Here is a 21,771-nt window from a genome sequence, read left to right on the forward strand (position 1 = left end):
CAACGCTCGCCAACCTCTTAAGCCTGGACTGATTGCACCCGGCGCCCTTATTCCCCAAAGTCCTTTTATGCAATCAATTTGAGCCGCTATCAGCTCCAGCGCAGGATGCGCACTTCGTTGCCTTCCTGCGGCTGACCAGGAATATTGAGAGAGAGCAGGAAAGAAACTCCGGCCATCGCAGCCCCGATCAGAAATACCGCGGCTGGCGAAACCAGCCACAGCAGACCAAAGGTCACCGGAATCACGACCGCTGCGATGTGGTTAATCGTAAACGACACACCCGCAGTAGAGGCCATATCAGCCGGATCAGCAATTTTCTGGAAATAGGTTTTCACCGCCAGCGCCAGCGCAAAAAACAGATGGTCAACCACGTACAGGCCCGCAGCCCAATGAGCATCAGTCACGAAAGCATAGCTAACAAACACACAAATCAGCCCAAGGTACTCAAACATTAGTGCTTTGCGTTCGCCAACAATGCCAATAAAACGACCAATACGCTTAGCAAACAGGAAGTTGAACACATAGTTGATCAAAAATAGCAGGGTAATATCAGCCGCCGAATAGCCAAATTTTTCCACCATCAGAAAACCGGCAAACACGGTAAATATCTGACGCCGTGCGCCACTCATAAAAGTCAGCGCATAGTAAAGCCAGTAGCGTTTACGCAGCACCAGTTTCTTGTTCTGCGGTGTCTTAGCCTGAAATTCAGGAAACAGTAATGCGATGGCAATCACCAACACCAAACCGGTCCCTCCTGTGATGCCATATACCCATTTGTAACTGAGCTGTAATTGCTCCAGCATCACCCAGACAACGCCATAGGTGATGAGGGAAGCCAACGCGCCAACCGAGATAAATTTACCCAGCATTTCCGGCGCTTCTTCTTTAGTCAGCCATTGCAGCGAGAGGGACTGTTTTAATGTTTCAAAATAGTGGAATCCGATCGACATGATCAACGTGGTAAACAACAGACCGGTCAGAGTCGGGAACCATCCGGTCATGGTCACTCCGAAAGTGAGCATCGCCAGCGCGATGATCATAAAACGCTGTTCACGAATGAACAGCAGAACAAAGATGGCGGTGAAGGCGAGAAAGCCCGGAATTTCACGCACACTTTGCAGCAAGCCGATGTCTGCACCATTAAACTGCGCTTGCTCAACCGCAAAATTGTTGAGCAGAGCCATCCAGCTGGAAAATGCAATCGGCACGATAATCGAAATTATCAGCAGAAAATTTTCAGGAGTTCGCCAATTTTTAGCTTCCATGGGTATTATTATCATCCTAGCGTTTAACAGGCGGCCAGTTTACCTAAACTTCTGTGCACTGTAACCTTTCTGTAGCACAACATTAACACCAATACCTGTTGAACGAACGCTGACATCATACCTGACTGCCGAGGACTGCTATGCATATCCGATTTGCTACTGCCAATCTGCTCAATTATCTGGCGCCGCCGAACGCGTTTTATGACTTTAACAATATTTACGAAGCTGGCCAGTGGCAGCAGAAACAAGCCTGGCTAAATCGTAAACTCGCCGCGCTGAATGCCGATGTGATTGGTTTCCAGGAAGTATTCACGCCAGAGGCTCTGCAACAGCAAGTGACGGAGTTGGGGTACCCTTATTTCGCGGTGGTCGATCAACCCAAAATCAGCGATGGCTACATTTATTCATCGCCTGTCGTCGCGATTGCCTCGCGTTTCGAACTGATCGAGGTCAAGCAGATCGATGTGACGGTGGAGGGGTTCAGTTTTCAACGTCAGCCGCTACGTGCAACCCTCATCCATCCGGCGCTCGGCCTGGTGGATGTGTATGTGGTACATTTTAAATCCCAACGTTCAATGCTGGAAAGCGAGGAAGACGCCAGGTTGGTTGATGCCTGGCAAACAGAGCTCTACGGACGCTGGCAATCCGCGATGCAACGAGGACAAGAGGCGCACCTGCTTCATCAGGCCATGGTGCAGCGCAAACGCCAGTATGGCCATCCCATGGTACTGATGGGCGATTTCAACCAGGTGCTAAGCAGCATGGAATTCAATGCGCTGCGCGCGACTCATCGTTTCCGCCAGCCTGATACTTTTGCACCTTTACTGCCCTATCATCTGCACGACAGTTGGGAGCTCTTTAGCCATAGTCACGCAGGAACACGGAAACCGACCCATTACAGTGGCGCCAGTGGTCAGGTGCTCGACTATATCCTGCTCAGCAGCGACTTTACCCAGGACGCCGACCATCCGGTGGCAACCGTGGTCGATTACCATGTGGAAGATCACCATCTGGTCAATCCGCACTCAGAAGCCGACCGCTTTGCCAGCGATCACGCCCTGGTTGCCGTGACCTTGCAGTGCGCTAAAACCATAGCCGGGAATAGCGAGTTGCCGCTTTAAATAATAATGAGCGCTATCACTGCCCGGTTCACCTTAAAGCATCGCAAGGCGGACAACATTGATCCTTGCCTCAGGCAGATTATAATCCCGCCGTCTTGATCAAGTGCTGCCATCGGGAATGGTGCTGCAGATAGTGTGCAACGTAACTACAACGTGGAATCAGCTGCCATTGTCTCGCTTCCAGCAACGGTAGAATGCACTCCATCATGACTTGTCCGTATCCCTTGCCACGCAGTGATTCGGGAATTCGGGTTGAGGTTATTGTCATCACTTTCCCCTCCAGGTAATAGTCCATCCGGGCCCAGTCGTCGCCCTCCAGATGCACCCGAATCTGCTGCTGTTGTTGATCAAACACCACTTCATGGTAATTGCCAGCCTCATCCGACGCCGTATGCGAGCTGTTCCGCTTCATTTTTGCTCCAATTTTGATAAATAACTCAAAGAAATTGTCGCCTCATCACATTGAATCTCAAATTATCTAAACATAAAATGTGCTTAACTGCAGAAAAAAAGCATAAAAGCAGTCAATAATACGGAGACCATAATGCGCGCACAGTCAGTGGCAACACCGCAAGAGCATGGAAGCTCGAAGTCCAGCGCCCGACAAAAAAATGTGTCGACTCTCAACAGCACAGATGCGTTGGCGATGGTGGAACACGGCAGTGAGCTGACTTTAAGCATCACTACCCCGGTCGGAACTAAATTCAGTTGTAAAACCCCTTTTATTGGCACGCATTCTGATACTTATCTGTTGATAGAGATTCCACAGGTCTCAGCAGAAGATCTCAACTTTTTCTTTCAGGAAGGATTCTGGATCAACGTCCGAGCCATTTCCCCACGTGGGGAAGGCGCTATGCTGCATTTTCGCAGCCAGCTACTGCACATTATGCAAGAGCCGATAGCACTGGCGATGCTGTCCATTCCCAACACCATGCAAGTCACCCAGCTACGTAAAGAACCGCGTTACGAGGTCAACTTGTCCGGCAAGGTTTACCTGGGTGAACAAAAAGCGGAATGCGAAGTCCGGGATCTGTCTAAAAGTGGCTGTCGTTTCATTACCGCTCCGGTTGGCCGTACCTATCAGGTGGGAGATCTGGTCTCCGTCGAGCTGTTTGCAGACCGCAGAAGCAGTAAAGTGTTTGCGCCGCTGACTGGTAAAATCTGTAACTTACAGCGCTCAATGCATTATGCCCGTTACGGCTTGGAATTTAACGATCAGGGTAAGACCAACGCTAAAAATTTGCTGGCACGACTCAAATTCAACGGTACGAAATTAACCTTGAACGTGGAATAAAGACTAGCCCCAAACGACTTGGAGTTGCAGGCAGGATTGACCAACGACAGATAAAAAAAGAGCCAACCGCAAATGGTGCGATTGGCTTATATATGATGTGAACAAATATCGATTCACTAACAACGTCAGTTGGCTAGGTGACCCTCGGCTTAATAAGGGTCGATACATATTATGCATTAAGCGTGCCAACTTGAAAAGCGCTTTTTCGGCCTGTTCTGCGCACATTCACCTCAATCTTCAGCATGTTTTTGCATTTTAAAAATTGCAAAATGCAAAAACACGCATTTTGATACGCAACTCATCACTTAATCTACGCTGACATTGTTTAACGATAATTTCAATTTATCGGTCGGATTTGACTCGCCTTTTTGGGTATACTGCCGTCATCAGTTGGTCTAATAAGGTTAGTAATGAATTACATCACTACATTTTTAAAAGGTATCGCCATGGGCGCTGCGGATGTTGTACCCGGCGTGTCAGGGGGGACTATTGCTTTTATTACCGGCGTATACGATACCCTGTTAGAAAGTATTCGCCGCATTAACCCACGTTTACTCGGCTTATGGAGACGAGAAGGTTTTGCTGCCGCTTTTCGTCATATCAACGGCGGATTTCTGATCGCATTGTTCGGCGGCATCATCACCAGCATCGTCAGCCTGGCGAAACTCATCTCCTGGCTGCTGGAAACCCATCCCATCCCGACCTGGTCTTTCTTCTTCGGTTTAATTTTGGTCTCTGTGTACCATATTCTGCGTCAGGTTCAGCAAAAAAGTGTGTCCCGCTGGTGCTGTCTGGCACTCGGGGTGGCGTTCGCCTATTCGATTACCGTAATCAAGCCTCTTAGTATGGATTTTACCAGCCTCAATATTCTGCTGGCAGGCAGCATTGCCATCTGTGCGATGATTCTACCCGGTATATCCGGTAGCTTTATCCTGCTGCTGATCGGTATGTATACGCCGATTATTGATGCGGTGAAATCGTTGCAAGGCAGTGTGCTGGGATTGTTTGTGCTCGGTTGTGTGGCAGGCTTGCTCTGCTTCTCTCACCTGCTGTCATGGCTGCTGAACCACTATCGTGACGTCACGCTGTCTTTTCTCACCGGCCTGATGCTGGGGACTCTACCGAAAATCTGGCCCTGGAAAGAGACTCTCAGTTGGCGCACCAATTCACACGGTGAACAAGTACCGCTGCTGCAACATAATCTCAGTCCTTTTGAATTTGAATCCGTAACATCCCAGCCAGCTCAACTAGGTATCGCTATCCTGTTCATGGTATGTGCGATTGCTCTGGTATTAGGCCTGGAGAAATATGCCAGCCGTCACGACATGTGACCAACTGACCAACACAAAAGGTGGCTGCGGCCACCTTTGTTATTCATATCGCCCCTGCGCCAGGCCCAGATTTCTACCGCACTATCACAATTTTCCCCTTTGCTCACAGCCACTTATTATGCAATGTGCTAGTCTTGCCTTAATTACGTCATTCCCGTGACTGGCGTAACTGTGTTGTGATGTTAAACCTGGCAATAGCAGACAACGTCGCTGTAGCCTTCGATGATCTGAGCCGTCCGAATGCAAAGAACACTTCACATTGGCTGCATCCTTTTAGCGCTGACCGGCGGCTTTTTTGCCGCCCAGATGACCGATTTTTCTCAGCAGGGACATCGCCCGGCTGACTTGGGCGATTACTGCACCCTGTCCACCATCAGTTGCCAGCAACACAACGTCACCATGACAATGGCCGACGACCATGTGCAGCCACTGGTTGCAACCCTCATTCACATAGACTGGCCTGACACCGCTGCAGAGACTCTGCTGCTCTCCATGCAAGGTCTGGAAATGGAGATGGGAGAAGTGCGCTTTAAGTTGCAGCGCAATCAACAGGGGATCTTTACTGCTGATATCGTCCTGCCAGTCTGTACCGCAGGCGATATGACCTGGCTTGGTACTCTGACCGATGGCAGACAAACTGTCTATCCGGCAATAAGGATGCAACGATGAGTAAAAACTGGTCTCTGATCCTGGTGGTGGCTTTTGCGCTTGGCTTCGCGCTAAAAAACTATCTCGACACACATCAACAGCAGCCGATGCCACCGCCACAGAACGCAACACAGCTTAAGTCGGTGGTGTTATATGGTGAAAATAATAAAGCGGTCGAGGTGTTTGACCGAAACGACAACCGTATCCGCATTCTCTATTTTGGCTTCACCCGTTGCCCGGACGTGTGTCCTACCTCACTGGCGATGTTAGCCGGAGCGCTGAATCAGTTGGATGATACAGCTCTGCATCAATTACGCCCGATGTTCATCTCTCTTGATCCGGAAAGAGATAACGCCGCCGACTCGGCCAAATATGCCCATTACTTCCATCCGATGCTGGAAGGTTTGTCTGCCCCGCTCGCGGTGACGACGGCTCTGGCTCATCAATATGGCGTGATCTTCCGCAAGACTGAATTACCTGACTCCAAGCTGCAATATACCCTGGACCACAGCTCCTATTTCTACTTTATTCGTCCGGATGGCAGCCTGATCACTAAGGTGCCTCACACCCAGAACCCGGCGCCGCTCATCGCCGCAATTCAGCAAGTTCTGTCTGCAACGTCGAATATCCCCCCATCACAAGGAGAGTAAAGTGATGATCAAAATGTGCTTATTAGCGGCCGTCCTGCTAAGTCCGATGACACTATCAGCCACCACCCTGGAAGTGAGCCAGGCGTATGCCCGCGCGACCCCGCCCAATGCGGTCACCAGTGCCGTATTCGCCACTATCAGCAACCATGACAACCAGGACCATTCCATAGTGGCAGCGCTGACACCGGCAGCGGGCAAAGCAGAACTGCATGACGTGATCACCGAGGGTGACATGATGAAAATGCGTCAGGTCACTTCTTTTAAACTACCGGCCGGCGGCTCGCTGCAACTCAAACCCGGCAGTTTTCATATTATGTTGTTTGATTTACCCCAGCCCCTGATGGCAGGTATGAACATTGAGGTCGAACTGCAATTAGAAAATGGCGACCACTACCGTTTTGATGCCCCGGTAAAAAAGGTGATGGCAGGAATGCATCAGCATTAATATGGCGTTCAGTGCCGCGCGCTTGAACTGCCGGCACTTTTACTTCCCGCTCTTTTTCTTCATCACGCCACGGATATCTGCTGCCCCCGCCACCATTCAGAAAATGTAACCAGAACGTTAATGACACCTTATTCCACTCGCTTTTGGAACCAAACGGTCATTCGGTGCTGGCTTTGCGCACTCAATAACAAACCAGACGCATAGCAGTCAGAACAAGGGACTGCGCTCTTTTCTGAGAGCGGTACAATAGTCTGAAAATAATTCAACACACCAAATACCTGACCAATCCGCTCACAACCAAGTCAACTACAAATATTTAACAAAAATCCTAAAATGTGTTGCAATCCAACATAAGCGGTAATTTTTTGTTCTAACGAACAATTAATCCTAGACACATTATCCCGTGACGTTAATATTGGCTACCTTCAGTGATATTCACTGAAATAACTACAAACTGAACTTTATTTTCATCTCAGGGATAACTAATGCAAAGCAACAATATTTTTGCCCGTTTTGCGCGCGGTAACCTGGTGCTGCAAATCCTGGCAGGTATCATCCTTGGTATCCTGCTGGCACTCGTCGCACCGGAATCTGCACAAAACGCGGGTTTACTCGGAAGCCTTTTTGTAGGTGCACTCAAAGCCGTTGCACCAATTCTGGTGTTTATTCTGGTTGCCGCGTCTATCGCCAACCAAAAGAAAAACCAGCATACCTTTATGCGCCCGATCGTCATTCTATACCTTTTGGGAACCTTTGCCGCAGCGCTGACCGCTGTATTACTGAGCTTCCTGTTCCCGACCACTTTGACGCTGGTGGCTGGTGCTGAAGGGGCAACGCCACCACAAGGCATTGCTGAAGTTTTGCATACTCTGCTATTCAAACTGGTCGACAACCCGGTAAATGCCCTGATGTCTGCTAACTACATCGGTATTCTGGCCTGGGCTATCGGCCTTGGTCTGGCGCTGCACCATGCTTCTGCAACCACCAAAGCGGTATTTGAAGATCTGAGCCACGGCGTCTCTCAAATCGTGCGTTTCATTATTCGTCTCGCGCCATTTGGTATTTTTGGCCTGGTTTCTTCGACCTTCGCGACCACAGGTTTCAGCGCGCTGGCTGGCTACGCGCAACTGCTGGCGGTTCTGCTTGGCGCAATGCTGATCATTGCCCTGCTCGTAAACCCGCTGATTGTTTACATCAAAACAGGCACCAATCCATACCCGTTGGTTCTGCAGTGTCTGCGTGAGAGCGGTGTAACTGCGTTCTTCACCCGTTCAAGTGCAGCCAACATTCCGGTCAACATGGCGCTGTGTGAACGCCTGAAACTGGACGAAGACACCTACTCTGTATCGATTCCTCTGGGTGCAACCATCAACATGGGCGGCGCAGCGATCACGATTACCGTTCTGACTCTGGCTGCAGTGCATACTCTGGGTATTCAAATCGACCTGATGACAGCGTTGCTGCTAAGCGTGGTTGCGGCAATTTCTGCCTGCGGCGCATCAGGTGTTGCAGGTGGTTCACTGCTGCTGATCCCACTGGCTTGTGGTCTGTTTGGTATCCCGAATGAAGTTGCGATGCAGGTTGTCGGTGTCGGTTTCATTATCGGCGTGATTCAGGACTCAGCAGAGACTGCACTAAACAGTTCGACGGACGTTGTGTTTACCGCAGCAGTATGTCACTCAGAACATAAACCGGCTGCTTAATCACTAAGCTGCTCGTTAGACATGAAAATGCCCCGCTGTGTCGGGGCATTTTTGATCTGTCTTATGTACTCACTGCTTGTACTCACTACTGACCGTTGATCAAGGTCAACGGTCAGTAATCGGCGTCTGAATGAAACAGGGTACGGTGTCATGACCTCAGGCGACAATTAGCCTGAGTCATTGTTGAAACTGAGTCATTGTTGAAAGACAGTTACTGTTGAAAGAGAGTTACTGTCGGCGATAAGCCGGAAGCGCTCTCAGGTACTAATAACGGTCCATCGGAGTGTGCGAAAAATTCACTGCTGGTGACGGCTTCGTTTCCGTCTGATCCGCGGGTAACTGCGTCGGTTGGAGCAGTTCGCCATCAACGCCAAACTCATCACGGTGCAGCCCGGGCTCTTGCGTATCCTCACTGGGATCCGCCACATCGGGTATCGGCACACCGCGTTTATACAGTTTATTCAGCGCACGGATAATGGAATGTTTCCGTACCGTACCGGAGGCAATTTTCTTCTGCAAAGGCTTAGCCAGCGACTGCAGACCAACCACTGAATCCACACCTATCTGACTGCCTACCTGATCGCGCAGAGCCTTGGCAGGTTCGTAACCGAATAATACCGACAGAAACAACCAGATGTAGGCATTCGCTTTACCGTGAGCACCACGTTCGATCCAAGCCTGACCACAATGATACATGGCTTCAGCATGACCTTTTTCACAAGCCCGCTCAAGCCAGTAAATACCTTTGGCAAAATCACTGCTTACCCCGACGCCTTTGATATAATTCATCCCCAGTTTCATCATACCTTCCAGGCTATGCAGGCTGGCTGCCTTGGAATACCAGTAAGTCGAGTCACCCGGAGCTGGCGCTATATTATCGTGTGACACGCACCACTCGCCCATAAACAACATGGCGTCGATATAGTGTTGTTCAGCCGCTTCCTGAATGATAGCGATACCTTTGGTGACATCTGTCTCCACACCGCGACCATGAAACAGTGCACGTCCTGCCTCATACTTTGCGGCGTTGTCACCTTCCACACCACGGAGGTAATTCTGCCAGAACTTGGCTTTTTCTTTTAAAATCACATCGTCACGCATCCGTTGGCATAATCTTACGATGCCATACATGCCGGGAATGCTGTCGCTCTGGGCCGCTTTTTCATACCAGAACAGAGCTTCGCGCAAATTGCTGCGTTCCGCTTCTTTGGCCAGAAACAGCATGGTCGGTACATGGCCGGACTCTGCTTTTTGCAGGCGCTCTTTACGCTCCAGATCTCGCTGACGCTCCAGCGCTTTACGATACGCTTCTTCACGCGCTTTTTTCTCAGCTTCCAGGCGCTTTTTACGCACCGAAAGTGAAATCATCCAGACAAAAATCAGTATCAGTGATAAGCCTGTCGCGCCAATCGCGATCCCTATGGTATTCATACAATTAATTCTTTATCTGTACTTTGTGCACTGTATCGGCTGAAACGCCAAAAGATTGAGTCTGATATGCGCTAACAGTGCTGAGTAAATGAAGGCCTGCGTAATATCATCCCAGCAGGATAGATGACCATAGTACCGCACTCCATTAGAGCGCGGTACTGACAATCTTATTGAAGATAGGATTTGAGCGCAGACACATGGGGCTCGCAACGTGTCTGGCTAGTGACAAACAAATTAAGGGTGAACCGCAATTAACTGTTCACCCACTGTGGACAGAAAAAAATCACTGAGCCGATTTACGATTCACCGCTTTAACAAACACTTCCTGAGCCCCCTGGATACCCAGTGCTTTGGCTTCATCGAGTAAGCTCAATGCTTTGGGAATATCGTTGGCTTCGACCGAACGCTCAATCGCGGTGTGGTAATACCCGGTCAGCTCAGTACCCTGTGGTATATTGTCGTTCTGGTTAACAATCTTGCGATTGATGATATCGTTGGCTGACACAGACAAACGAAATTGGCCTAATGAGCTGTGCTTGGCTTGCGGGTCGGCGATATCAGGCGGCTGAGTATGACGCGCAATCGCGAACGCTTTGGCCGGATGCATGATGGTACTGCTGCCTTTGATATCCTCAGCAGTGGTGTAAATCAGCACGTGCAAGTCCTGACCACTCATGTCAGGAATCACGTTGAAATCTAGAACAAATTTGTCGTTGTCGAGCAGCTTGGCCGGAACATATTTAAACTGGGCAAAATCTGCATGATAAATCGACTCACCCTTGCTGTTCAGCACCTCGACATTTGGTGCATAGAACTGCATATCCTGGCTGACAAACGTTTCGATCTGCATATCCAGGCTACCGCGGTTGCCCGGGATCTTAAAGCCCGCAATCGCGCCGGCACTGTGACCATCCAGCAAAATCTGGCTTTTCTCGGTGAGCGCAAACTCAGTCGTCACCGGCACCGCGAGCGGAGTCCAGCTGATCTGTTCTGCCTGAGTAATGACTTGCTGCGCCCCCTGCGAATCCATTTCAACAGGATCTACGGATGTACAACCGGTCACCACCATCCCTAACAATATGGGAGTAAGCCATTTTCTCATTAACGTTTACCTCAATATCTGCTTGAAAGAAATACAGCCAGAGTCTATCTGGCTGTATTAGTTTAGGACAGTTTATTAGTTTTAAAAATCAGATAATTACCACCAAGCTTCGGCTTGTACACCAAACTGGAATGAATTATCAGAAGTACCATTATCGAACACGTTGGAATCGCCATCGTTATCGTTAGTCAGGTAAGACGCGTACAGACGGATTTCAGGACGAGCCCAGAAACTTGAACCGGCAGACCAGGCTTGCGCCACTGTCAGCTTACCAAATTTATTTTTGTCTCCGTCGTTGTCATCAACTGCGTAGCCTGCCTCAAAGATAGTCTTATTGTACTCATCCCATTTGTAAACAGGACGAACCACAACGGACATCGCTTCGTATTTGTCCTGACCATCCCACATGTCCTGGCCAACACCATACACAAGTTGGTGACCCAGTTCCCAGCTGTCACCCAGGCCAACCACACCCATGTTGATCAAACGGTAACCATCAGCGCCACTCTTAGCTTCTGCACCGTACCAGCTGCCGTCACCATAGAAGGCCATGGTTTTAGAATAACCTTCGGTACCGTATTGGACGACCGTTTTGTTGAAACCGTTCGCCAGACCCTGAGTCAGTTCAGCGGTCAGCATCACGCCGTTTTTCGCATCTTTTGCAGCCTGAGAAGCGCTGTCCGTTTCATTTACGATCGCGTAATCCACACCGACTTCCAGTGAGCCGTTGTCCCACAAAGGGATACCTGCATAACGCGCGTCCAGCGTATTCACGTTCACAGCGCCGCCACTGTTGCCGCTATCCGGAGTATCACCTGGGTTATTTGAACCTAAACTAAAATTGTCGTTGCGATCACTACGCACCCAAGCCAGAGATAATTTACCCGGACCAGTTTCGATACCTTCAATACCTGCACCGGCACCGGAAATGTTCCAGTAGTAGAAGTCACTGATGTGGATGTCGTGACGTTGGTAGAAGCGTTTACCGGCCCACAGTGTGGCTTCCGGTGCAAAGCCCAGTACCCCTTTCGCCTGCACGTTGAACTGACGCAGCGCAAATTCAGCATCATCAACACAATCCACACCATCACCTGCGTCATTCAAACCACAGTTAGTACCAGTACCTTCCCAGTCATTCGAGCCGTTAGAGGTCATCGCAACCATAGAGTCAACATAAAACGTTTTGCCGTTGTTGTTGTAGACTTCCTGACCCAGCTGAACTTCGCCGTAGATATCACCTTCGTTGCCCAGACGACCAACTTTATTCTTCTCATAAGTTACTTGTTGACCACCGTCGGCGCTGACACCGACACCAGCACGCATGTAGCCATGAAAATCCACTGCGAATGCGGAACCTGCTGCCAGAGAAGCAGCCACTGCGGCAGCGATTACACTTACTTTTTTCATCATTAACTCCATTTAGGGTCGTTTTTATCGGAATTTTCGTCACTCTCTGGCGGGCTAAACGTCTCTAAAAGGCAGAAAAGATGGGTTTAACGTCAGAGGGTGATGGGGTAAACCCCGTTTGTTTCAACTGCAACTCAGATTACTTGACGGCCGACAGGCACACTTCCTCCACCCCTTGAGATTATTAAGGGGGAGTAGAAAGGCGTAGAAAATTACAGGTATGGTCTTTCTTTAGGGCTGATCACGAATTTCGGGGCGGAGGAGATCATTAACTTCCAGGATCCTGGAATACAAAATGCATATTTGATCACAATTTCAACGCATTAGCCATGCACTTCTGAAATAAAATTACATTATAAAATATGTGACCAGGCTCTTGACCTTGAACGGCCAAAGCCTTTTACTTAAAAAATGATGGTTAATATTACGCCAATAACAACAACGACTGGATATGATGAAAACGACTCGTTCTCGCCCTTACCCTTTAGGTGCAACACTTGATCCAGATGGATGCAATTTCGCTGTGTATGCACCGGCTAACAAAAACCTGTTACTGGCGTTGTTCAACTCTGACGGCAGTTACCAAACTCATCCCTTTGCAGACCAACACGCCGGGATTCAGCACATTTACCTCGAAGGTATTCAGGCTGGTCAACGGTACGGCTTTTTAATCCAGAGTGATGAAGAACTTTTCTATATTTCCGACCCCTATGCGAAAGCATTGGACAAAAACCTGACTTACAAAGTTCCGTTTCAACTGCGCGATAGTTTTTCTCTGGCCAAATGCGTGGTCACGGATGGTCACTTTGACTGGCAGGATGTCGCGAAACCCAATCGTCCGCGCGACGAAATGATCCTGTTCGAAACCCATGTCAAAGGCGCGACCAAACTTCACCCGCAAGTCGATAGTGCGCTGCGCGGCACTTATCTTGGCCTTGTCAGCGAACCTATGCTGGAGTTTTATCGTCAGCAGCAGATCAATACCCTGCAACTGCTACCGATTGCCGCATGTATGCATGAGCCACATTTACTTGAGATGGAGACGGTTAACTACTGGGGTTATAACCCGTATCTGTTTATGGCGCCGGATCCGCGCTATGCCAGTCAGGATGCCGTCACCGAACTTAAAACCACCATCCGGGAGCTGCATAGGCAAGGTATCGAGGTCATTCTGGATGTGGTCTATAACCACACTGCAGAAGGTGGTCAAGATGGCCCGGTGTTTAACCTTAAAGCGCTTGATCCCAGCTACTACCTCAAACATGGCAAGCATTACGCTAATTTTACCGGCTGCGGTAATACCTTAGATCTCTCTTATCAGGCATCACTCAACCTGGTGATGGATACACTGCGCTACTGGGTTAGTGAATTTCATGTTGACGGCTTTCGCTTTGATCTGGCGGCGACTCTTGGCCGTATCGGCGATGATTTCAGTCGTGACGCCGCTTTCTTTAAAGCGGTGGCTCAGGATCCGGTACTGCGTCAGGTCAAGCTCATCGCTGAACCCTGGGATATCGGCCCCAACGGCTATCAGGTCGGTAACTTTCCATTTGGCTGGAACGAGACAAACGACAAACTACGCGATATTACTCGCAGTTTCTGGCGTGGTGATCAGGGCTACCTGAAAGAGTTCGCCACCCGATTAATGGGATCGCGCGATTTATACAGTGCCGCCAACTGGCCGTATAAACTGACCGTTAACTACATTACTTATCATGACGGTTTTACCCTGCAGGATTTGGTGTCATACAAGCTCAAGCATAATGAAGCCAACGGCGAGCAAAACCGGGACGGTCACGGTGATAACCGCTCAGATAATTATGGGGTCGAAGGTGAAACCGACAACATGGTTATCCGCACTATCCGCGAGCGGCAAAAGCGCAACTTTATGGCCAGCCTGCTGTTTGCGTTCGGTATCCCGCATATTCTAACCGCAGATGTACTGTCCCACAGCCAGAAGGGCAATAACAACGCCTATTGTCAGGATAACGAGATCAGTTGGCTCGACTGGACACCATCAGAGCGTAAGTCTTATTTCAAGAACTGGCTGGCTGAGATGGTCGCAGCCCGTCAGACTTACATGGTGCCTTTCATTCGCGCTTTCAGTGGTGAGGAGCGCAATTTTAACCGTATATTCTGGCGTCGTGTCGACGGTCAATTGATGGAACATGACGACTGGAACCGGCTGAGCTGCGTGGCACTGCACATCGGCATTGGTGAAGAAGGCCAAGAACTGCTGTATTTGATTAACCAGACCAACGCTCCGGCCCGATTTGTTCTGCCCAATGATCGTAAGCAGGACTGGAAAATCATCTGCGATACCAACATGCGTCAGGTTCAGCCCGGGCATGCCGAAGGTGAAGTACTGCAGTTGCCGATATCAATGGCTATTTTACATTATCAGCCCAAGACGCACGCTAAGAAAAATCCAGCCTCTGGTGCTAAAAAAGCCTGAGGCCGGCACATTATCTGCCCCCCTTGCACAGCGCCCGCCAGCCGGGCGTTGTCATTCTCTGCGACAAAATCGCCCGTTATCAGCCCGGCCTATGCGCTTAAATTCTGCCCGTAACTACGGATTCAGGTTATACTGGTAACGACTCAAAAAACAATCAGTTGCATAATACTGGCAGCCGAAGCCATCGGGTCGTCAAACCCTTGCCCCGTCACTGTGAGCCCATTCTTGTCCGGCAAGCAGAAGCGCGTTACGGGACAATTAGAAGGATGTTTCATGTATAAATTGTTTGAAAGCTTTACTCAGGCTTTCCCGAAAAAAGAGCCCCAACGTCCACCGGATACGTTGTGGGCATTCTGCCGCCACTACACCCGAGGCTACGAAAAGCCACTCTTGGTCATGGCGCTGATGAGCACCACCATAGCGATCATCGAAGTGTCGCTGTTTGGTTTTATGGGTCAATTGGTCGACTGGCTTTCATCGAGCAATCCGGAAACCTTTTTCCAGGATAATCGCAATACCCTGATTGGACTATCACTCCTGCTGTTGGTTGGCATGCCGATACTGGTCTCGGTTTATTCCATGCTGATTCACCAGACCATGCTCGGCAACTATCCGATGTCGATCCGCTGGCTGGCACACCGCTATCTGCTCAAACAGAGCCTGTCGTTCTATCAGGATGAATTTGCCGGACGCATCGCCACCAAAGTGATGCAAACCGCGCTGGCAGTGCGCGAAACTGTGATGAAAACGCTGGATGTGTTTGTCTATGTCGCGGTCTACTTTACCGCCATGCTGGTCATGCTGGCTCAGGCAGACTGGCGCCTGATGATGCCGATGCTATTGTGGCTGGTGGCCTACATTGCCATTCAGGTTCGTTTTGTGCCTAAATTGAAAAAAATCTCAGCTGAACAGGCAGACGCCCGCTCAACCATGACAGGACGCATTGTCGATAGCTACACCAATATTGCGACCGTAAAACTGTTTTCACACAGCCGGCGAGAAACCCAGTATGCCGAAGAAGGCATGGAGGGTTTTCTCGATACGGTATACCGCCAGATGCGTCTGGTGACCGGCTTTAATATCTGGGTGGAAATCGCCAACTATATGCTGGTATTTTCCATCGCTGCGATTTCGATTTATCTGTGGATGCACAGCGCCATCAGCGTAGGTGCGATTGCCATTGCCATCAGTCTGGCACTGCGTATCAACGGTATGTCGAAGTGGATCATGTGGGAAGTGGGCGGTCTGTTTGAAAATATGGGTACCGTGGTCGATGGCATGAAAACACTGTCCCAGCCAATCAGTATCGAAGACAAGCCCGGCGCACGCGAATTGAATGTATCAAAGGGCGGCATCGAGTTTAACGACGTCAGCTTCCATTACGGCGAAAACAAAGGGGTTATCAACCACCTTAACCTGCACATCAAACCCGGGGAAAAAGTCGGCCTGGTTGGCCGCTCCGGAGCTGGAAAGTCGACCCTGGTTAATCTGCTGCTGCGTTTCCACGATGTGGAAAGTGGTGAAATACGCATTGATGGTCAGAACATTGCAGGCGTTACTCAGGATTCGCTGCGCCGTCAGATAGGTATGGTGACGCAGGATACCTCTCTGCTGCACCGCTCAATCCGTGACAACATTCTCTACAGCCATCCGGATGCCAGCGAGGCAGACCTGCTGCGCGCCACCAAACAAGCACATGCGCACGAATTTATTGAGACCCTGACCGACCCCTACGGTAATGTTGGGTATGATGCGCAAGTCGGCGAGCGTGGCGTTAAACTGTCAGGCGGGCAACGTCAGCGTATTGCCATTTCGCGGGTATTGCTCAAAGATGCACCGCTGCTGGTCATGGATGAAGCCACTTCAGCGCTTGACTCTGAGGTCGAAGCGGCGATACAGGAAAGCCTCAATCAGCTGATGAAGGGCAAAACCGTGATTGCTATCGCCCACCGCCTGTCCACCATCGCGGCCATGGATCGCTTGATTGTCCTGGATCAGGGCCGCATCGTTGAGCAGGGATCCCACCAGCAGTTGATTGAACAAAATGGAATCTACGCCCAATTATGGGCGCATCAGACCGGTGGCTTTATCGGCTGCGATGAGACCGAAGGCGAAGTCGCTTAACCGCTGCCAGCCAGCAATTCACCCAGAACCCGGGTCAGCGTGTATGCGCTGACCCTTTTCCCGCCAGACATTTTCTCTTAAAATTCAGTTCTCTTTCTTTTCACTCTGAATGCGTTGTTATGAATAAAAGCTTTATTACCAATTTTGTCGCGCTGGTCTTGCTGGCGAGCGGCTACGCTCTCGACAATCGACTGGCCCTGTATGCCGGTCTGTTTGCCTTCTCCGGTGCCATCACTAACTGGCTCGCCATTCATATGCTGTTTGAAAAAGTGCCCGGATTGTACGGCTCAGGGGTGATTCCGGCCCGCTTCGAAGCCTTTAAAGCAGCGATTAAACAGCTGATGATGACGCAGTTTTTCAGTGACGCCAACATCGACCGTTTCCTCAATCAGGAAATGGCGGGCGACAAAGCACTCGATCTTGAACCTGTGATCGCTAAGATCGACTTTAACCCGACCTTTGATTCTCTGGTTGAAGTGATTGAAAACTCTTCCTTTGGCGCCATGCTGGCGATGTTTGGCGGCCGTGAAGCGCTGCAACCGCTCAAACAGCCGTTTGTCGAAAAAATGCAGGATGCCGTGGTTGATATCAGCCAGAGTGATACGGTGAAAAACGCGCTCAAAGAGCAGCTTGAATCACCGGCGATGCTGAATGAAATTAAAACCAACATCGAGAACATCATTGATCAGCGCCTGAGCGAGTTAACCCCGCAGTTGGTCAAAGAAATGGTACAGACTATGATCAAAGAGCATCTGGGCTGGCTGGTCGTTTGGGGGGGTATTTTTGGCGGTGTGATTGGTATCTTGTCCACTTTTGTTGCTTGATCTGCGCAATAAAAGTAGTCTGAAAATCAACAAAGCGTAAACAGAAATCCCGGCCAGAGCCGGGATTTCTGTTTTGTCATCTTCAGGTTACGCTTGATAGCGGATTACGCCGGCACACCGTTATGCACCAATCACGCCGCCATCTTCGCGGGTAATCATCATCACCGTAGAACGGGGTTTGCTATTCCCACCAGCCGGGAAATGCGACGGAGCATTGTCTTCGCCCGGGTGCTGCACACCAATAAACATGGTTTTGTAATCCGGAGAGAACGTCAGGCCGGTAATTTCGCACGCAATCGGACCGGTCAGAAAACGCTGTACTTCACCCGTGATCGGGTCACCGCATAACATCTGGTTGTTACCCTGCCCCGCAAAGTCACCCTTGTTGGAGTAGTTACCATCGGTTTGAATCCACAAGCGACCTGATTGATCGAAACCAATACCATCCGGGCTGTTAAACATGTTTTCAGCGCTGATATTGGCACTACCTGCATACAAATCGCTATGATGAACCGTCGGGTTACCGGCAATCAGATACAGATCCCAGGCAAACATATCGGCCCTATGGTCGCCATTGACCGGCATCCAGCGTAGGATCTGACCGTAATGGTTCTCAGCACGCGGGTTCGGTCCGCCAACTGGCTGGCCATCTTTCACACCACGGTTTTTGTTGTTGGTCAGGGTACAGAATACATGCTTGTTGTCCGGGTGAATCGCCACCCACTCAGGACGGTCCATGGTCGTCGCACCGACCAGAGTCGCGGCGCGGCGGGCAAAAATCAACACTTCAGCCTGGTTGTTAAAACCATTTTCTGCCGTCAGGCCATTTTTGCCAAAGGTCAGCTCAATCCAGTGGCCCTGGCCTTTGAGCTCCTTGTCATCCATCTCAAATTTGGCGACATACAGCGTGCCTTCTTCCAGCAGAGCGCGGTTAGCCGCATCATTACCTTCCTGATAACGATTTTTAGACACAAAGCGGTACAGGTGCTCACCACGTTCATCATCGCCCAAATAAACGACAGCATGACCATCGCTGTTGAGGGTGAACGCGGCGTTTTCATGCTTGAACCGGCCCAACGCCGTACGCTTCATTGGCGTGGAATCCGGGTTATGCGGGTCGATTTCTACAATCCAGCCAAAGCGGTTAGCTTCATTCGGGTTCTTGGTAATATCAAAACGTTCATCGTGGACATACCACTGATAGTCGTTTGGTTTGGCTTCAATGCCGTAGCGCTTCTGATCCGCCGTGACGGATGCTTCCTGACTGGCGCCAAAGAAATCATCAAAGTTCTCTTCACAGGTCAGGTAAGTGCCCCAAGGCGTCTGACCATTTGAACAGTTGTTAAACGTTCCTAAAGCCAGGACACCTTTAGGATCCGCTTGGGTTTTCAGCATGTCATGTCCGGCAGCCGGCCCCGTTAGCTGCATCGGCGTATTGGCGGTGATACGGCGGTTACGCTTGCCTGAGCGATCAATGCTCCATTGACCGTTGCTACGTACGATCTCCACGATGGTGATACCCACTGCTGCCTGGGCTTTGCGCACATCATCGGCGCTCATCGCCTTACCCTGATGAGCGAACAGGTACTCGTAGTTGGTGTATTCGTTATTGATGGCCAGTACCGCGCGGTCGTCGCTGATTGGGAACAGGCTCATACCATCGGTGTTATCACCAAACTGCTGCGCCTGGGCACGGGAGTCCTGTTTACCGCTTGGATCAAATTCTGGTGCATTAGCGAAGATAGGATCACCCCACGACATCAGTGGTGTCGCTTTATAGCCTTTTGGTACCACCAGGGTATCAGACGTGGATGCGGGTACCGGCTCGAAGTTGAGTAATGAAGACTGAGGCTGGGCAGCCATCGCTTTAGCAACCGGGTTCAGAGACAAAAAAGCGCCCGCACCAGCGGCGGCAGTACCAGTCAGAAAACGACGGCGTGATAAACGCGCGTCAATCATTGCGCTAAACTGTGAATCTTGCTCATCACGGTTCCACATAGGGTTGCTCCTTACTTTCGTGATTTATAGTTGCGCAGTCGTTATGTTTGTTTGCGCAAATTAGTCTTATGTTGCATCAATGCAATTTGATGATGGCAGGAGCTTAGCGGCAATAAATGACGCTTAAGTGAAAGATATATTGCTAAATAATGACAAGCCAGGGTGAAAAAATTCGCAGCGATAGCGAGACGGGCCATGCGACCTTATAGATATTTTTCTTAATAAACAGGGACTTTCTCTTAAAGCAAAAAGAGATGAAGTAAAAACGCCACCCCAGGGTGGCGTTGGATAGGTGGTGTTATTCGCTAACAGTAACTTCCGCCGACAGAGCACACAACTCATCGACAATTGCTTTGGTCTGTTTGGAGTAGATAAGCTTATCTTTGGCCCCGACCAGTTGGATCATACGCACCTTACCGGATAATACTGCGTGTCGAACCACCCGTAATACCATTTGCAGGTCCAACACCGCATGGTCATCCAGACTGCGTCCCGGCACCAGAGAAGCCAAATCAATATTGAGCACCAGTTGGTCACAGTGCTGCATATAATGGTTGAGCTGGGTTTTGAGCTGACTGCGATGACGGAACTGAGACTCCTGATGCGTCACCCAGTTACAACCCAGATCTTCGGCATATTCCAGCATCGGACCAGCTACACGCTCGGGGTCTATCCCCATGTAAAACAGACGTACATTGGCAAAACGCGACAGAGCAAAGTGAAACACTGAGCCAACCTGAGGTTCCAGGCTCTGTTTTAAGGCAAGCTCGTGACCAATATGAATAATGCCAACTTCATCATTATCCAGCACAATCACAGGTAAGGCTTTCAGCAGCACTTCATGGCAGTTGGCCAGTACTACAGGCACCGAACTCAGTGCCAGATTGCGGCTTATCAGATCCTCAAAGCGGAAATCCGCTTTGTCTTCAATCACTATGTGGCCTGCATCGGCATAGTTAGGGTTGCTCTGCTGCTGATAAAGCCACTCTGATGATAACTCAAGGCTATGCTGGGCAAATTCAAACTCAACGCGAGACATGGGTTTCACGCGTTCACATACGGTCATAAAGGTAAAAGCCGAAATGTGTGGAACCGCACTGCGGCTCAATCGGTAACGTTTGAATAAGCTTAACATGATGAATTACCTTTCCGGTGGCAACGCTCTCGCGGCCTGCAACACATGTAAAATGATCCGTTGCTTGTGAGTCTCAACCCGGTGTACCGGAGCCATCACAGAGATCGCACCAATCAATTTACTCCCTTTCATCACCGGAGCGCTGATACCAGATACCCCGGTATCAATTTCAGACTCACTCACGGCATAACCATGGCGGCGTATTTTTTCCAGTTCGGCTTGCCACTTTTCCATCTGGTGCTCTTCGCCGAAATAGCGCAGGATCTTTTCACAACGCTGCGCCGGCATATACGCCAACATGACTTTGGATGAGGCGCCACGAAGCAGGGGTTGACTTTGACCCTGGACGAAGCTGCATCGAAGCGCCTGCATACTTTCTTTCTGGCTGACACACAAAGCCCGGTAACCGACCGGAACCATGTAGGCTGCCATTTCTCCCGTCTGCTTCTGCAGCCGGCTTAAAACCGCATCAACCGCATCTAAATTATGCTGACTGGTTTCGTAACTGCGCATCAGTAATAACGCGGCAGGACCAATAATCAGTGTCTTGTCATGCGGGCTTTCCTCAATGAGGTTCCACTCTTTAAGCAATTTGAGATGCCGATAGAGGCTGCTCAAAGGAACCTGGAGTTGCTCGCTTAATACTTTGGCTGATACCGGTTCATCATTTACCGCAACCTGCATCAGCAGCTGCAGTGATTTTTCGTTAACCTGATTCGCAGTGAGCTTTGTTTCTTTCATAACGATGTTTTAGCCTTTATCCTTGATAAGCTCAAACCTGAATTCCTATATAGCGAGAATTTAATTTTAATTAAAGCATTGTATTCTCATCTGGTGG

General features: G+C 49.9%; 18 protein-coding genes. 10 read left to right on the forward strand and 8 right to left on the reverse strand.

Annotated features, from left to right (window positions below):
- Positions 1-89 precede the first annotated feature (89 nt).
- Complete coding sequence (locus J0X00_RS01620; protein ID WP_136483708.1) at positions 90-1,265, reverse strand: MFS transporter; 1,176 nt, start codon at positions 1,263-1,265, stop codon at positions 90-92.
- A gap of 140 nt (positions 1,266-1,405) precedes the next feature.
- Here J0X00_RS01620 and J0X00_RS01625 point away from each other — a divergent pair, with 140 nt between their 5' ends.
- A complete protein-coding gene (locus J0X00_RS01625; protein ID WP_136483707.1) occupies positions 1,406-2,386 on the forward strand; it encodes an endonuclease/exonuclease/phosphatase family protein in 981 nt (326 codons plus the stop codon).
- 79 nt (positions 2,387-2,465) lie between these two features.
- Here J0X00_RS01625 and J0X00_RS01630 read toward each other — a convergent pair whose 3' ends face one another.
- Positions 2,466-2,798 (reverse strand): GNAT family N-acetyltransferase, encoded by a 333-nt coding sequence (locus J0X00_RS01630; RefSeq protein WP_282476830.1) that lies wholly within the window; start codon positions 2,796-2,798, stop codon positions 2,466-2,468.
- A 234-nt stretch (positions 2,799-3,032) separates the two neighbouring features.
- Here J0X00_RS01630 and J0X00_RS01635 point away from each other — a divergent pair, with 234 nt between their 5' ends.
- The 6 genes from J0X00_RS01635 to sstT all read left to right on the forward strand — a co-directional run bounded on the left by J0X00_RS01635 (position 3,033) and on the right by sstT (position 8,457).
- Entirely contained in the window at positions 3,033-3,680 is a 648-nt protein-coding gene (locus tag J0X00_RS01635; RefSeq protein WP_240798143.1) for a flagellar brake protein, read from the forward strand.
- Between the two features lie 410 nt (positions 3,681-4,090).
- Complete coding sequence (locus J0X00_RS01640) at positions 4,091-5,011, forward strand: DUF368 domain-containing protein (protein ID WP_282476831.1); 921 nt, start codon at positions 4,091-4,093, stop codon at positions 5,009-5,011.
- 240 nt (positions 5,012-5,251) lie between these two features.
- Positions 5,252-5,680, forward strand: a complete 429-nt coding sequence (locus J0X00_RS01645) for a hypothetical protein (protein ID WP_218561605.1) — start codon at positions 5,252-5,254, stop codon at positions 5,678-5,680.
- On the forward strand, positions 5,677-6,309 hold the full coding sequence (locus J0X00_RS01650; protein ID WP_282476832.1) for an SCO family protein: 633 nt from the start codon (positions 5,677-5,679) through the stop codon (positions 6,307-6,309). The genes J0X00_RS01645 and J0X00_RS01650 overlap by 4 nt, the downstream gene beginning before the upstream one ends.
- Before the next feature lie 4 nt (positions 6,310-6,313).
- Positions 6,314-6,754, forward strand: a complete 441-nt coding sequence (locus J0X00_RS01655) for a copper chaperone PCu(A)C (RefSeq protein ID WP_218562130.1) — start codon at positions 6,314-6,316, stop codon at positions 6,752-6,754.
- A gap of 485 nt (positions 6,755-7,239) precedes the next feature.
- Positions 7,240-8,457, forward strand: a complete 1,218-nt coding sequence (gene sstT, locus J0X00_RS01660; RefSeq protein WP_136483702.1) for a serine/threonine transporter SstT — start codon at positions 7,240-7,242, stop codon at positions 8,455-8,457.
- Between the two features lie 264 nt (positions 8,458-8,721).
- Here the strand turns inward: sstT and J0X00_RS01665 are convergent, their stop codons facing one another.
- The 3 genes from J0X00_RS01665 to J0X00_RS01675 all read right to left on the reverse strand — a co-directional run bounded on the left by J0X00_RS01665 (position 8,722) and on the right by J0X00_RS01675 (position 12,397).
- Positions 8,722-9,888 (reverse strand): tetratricopeptide repeat protein, encoded by a 1,167-nt coding sequence (locus J0X00_RS01665; protein ID WP_282476833.1) that lies wholly within the window; start codon positions 9,886-9,888, stop codon positions 8,722-8,724.
- A 283-nt stretch (positions 9,889-10,171) separates the two neighbouring features.
- Positions 10,172-10,990: a MalM family protein gene (locus J0X00_RS01670; RefSeq protein WP_136483700.1), complete on the reverse strand. Its 819-nt coding sequence runs from the start codon at positions 10,988-10,990 to the stop codon at positions 10,172-10,174.
- A gap of 96 nt (positions 10,991-11,086) precedes the next feature.
- The gene (locus J0X00_RS01675) at positions 11,087-12,397 is read right to left on the reverse strand and encodes a maltoporin (RefSeq protein ID WP_136483989.1); all 1,311 of its coding nucleotides are present in this window, start codon (positions 12,395-12,397) and stop codon (positions 11,087-11,089) included.
- 454 nt (positions 12,398-12,851) lie between these two features.
- On the opposite strand from J0X00_RS01675, the gene glgX reads away from it, so the two are divergent.
- The 3 genes from glgX to J0X00_RS01690 all read left to right on the forward strand — a co-directional run bounded on the left by glgX (position 12,852) and on the right by J0X00_RS01690 (position 17,800).
- Positions 12,852-14,852: a glycogen debranching protein GlgX gene (gene glgX, locus J0X00_RS01680; RefSeq protein ID WP_282477016.1), complete on the forward strand. Its 2,001-nt coding sequence runs from the start codon at positions 12,852-12,854 to the stop codon at positions 14,850-14,852.
- Positions 14,853-15,125: 273 nt separating this feature from the next.
- Positions 15,126-16,976 carry an ABC transporter ATP-binding protein gene (locus J0X00_RS01685; RefSeq protein ID WP_282476834.1) on the forward strand — a complete coding sequence of 617 codons (1,851 nt, stop codon included), beginning with the start codon at positions 15,126-15,128 and terminating at the stop codon, positions 16,974-16,976.
- A gap of 119 nt (positions 16,977-17,095) precedes the next feature.
- Positions 17,096-17,800 (forward strand): DUF445 domain-containing protein, encoded by a 705-nt coding sequence (locus tag J0X00_RS01690; RefSeq protein ID WP_282476835.1) that lies wholly within the window; start codon positions 17,096-17,098, stop codon positions 17,798-17,800.
- Positions 17,801-17,920: 120 nt separating this feature from the next.
- On the opposite strand, the gene J0X00_RS01695 is transcribed toward J0X00_RS01690, so the two are convergent.
- The 3 genes from J0X00_RS01695 to J0X00_RS01705 form a co-directional block, all read right to left on the reverse strand.
- A complete protein-coding gene (locus tag J0X00_RS01695) occupies positions 17,921-19,798 on the reverse strand; it encodes a PhoX family phosphatase (protein WP_282476836.1) in 1,878 nt (625 codons plus the stop codon).
- 298 nt (positions 19,799-20,096) lie between these two features.
- Positions 20,097-20,933 carry an arginase gene (locus tag J0X00_RS01700; RefSeq protein ID WP_282476837.1) on the reverse strand — a complete coding sequence of 279 codons (837 nt, stop codon included), beginning with the start codon at positions 20,931-20,933 and terminating at the stop codon, positions 20,097-20,099.
- A 6-nt stretch (positions 20,934-20,939) separates the two neighbouring features.
- Positions 20,940-21,674, reverse strand: coding sequence for an IclR family transcriptional regulator (locus tag J0X00_RS01705; protein WP_136483695.1), 735 nt, complete (start codon positions 21,672-21,674; stop codon positions 20,940-20,942).
- Positions 21,675-21,771: the final 97 nt, after the last annotated feature.

The organism is Vibrio sp. ABG19 (assembly GCF_029962385.1).
Lineage (GTDB): Bacteria > Pseudomonadota > Gammaproteobacteria > Enterobacterales > Vibrionaceae > Vibrio > Vibrio ostreae.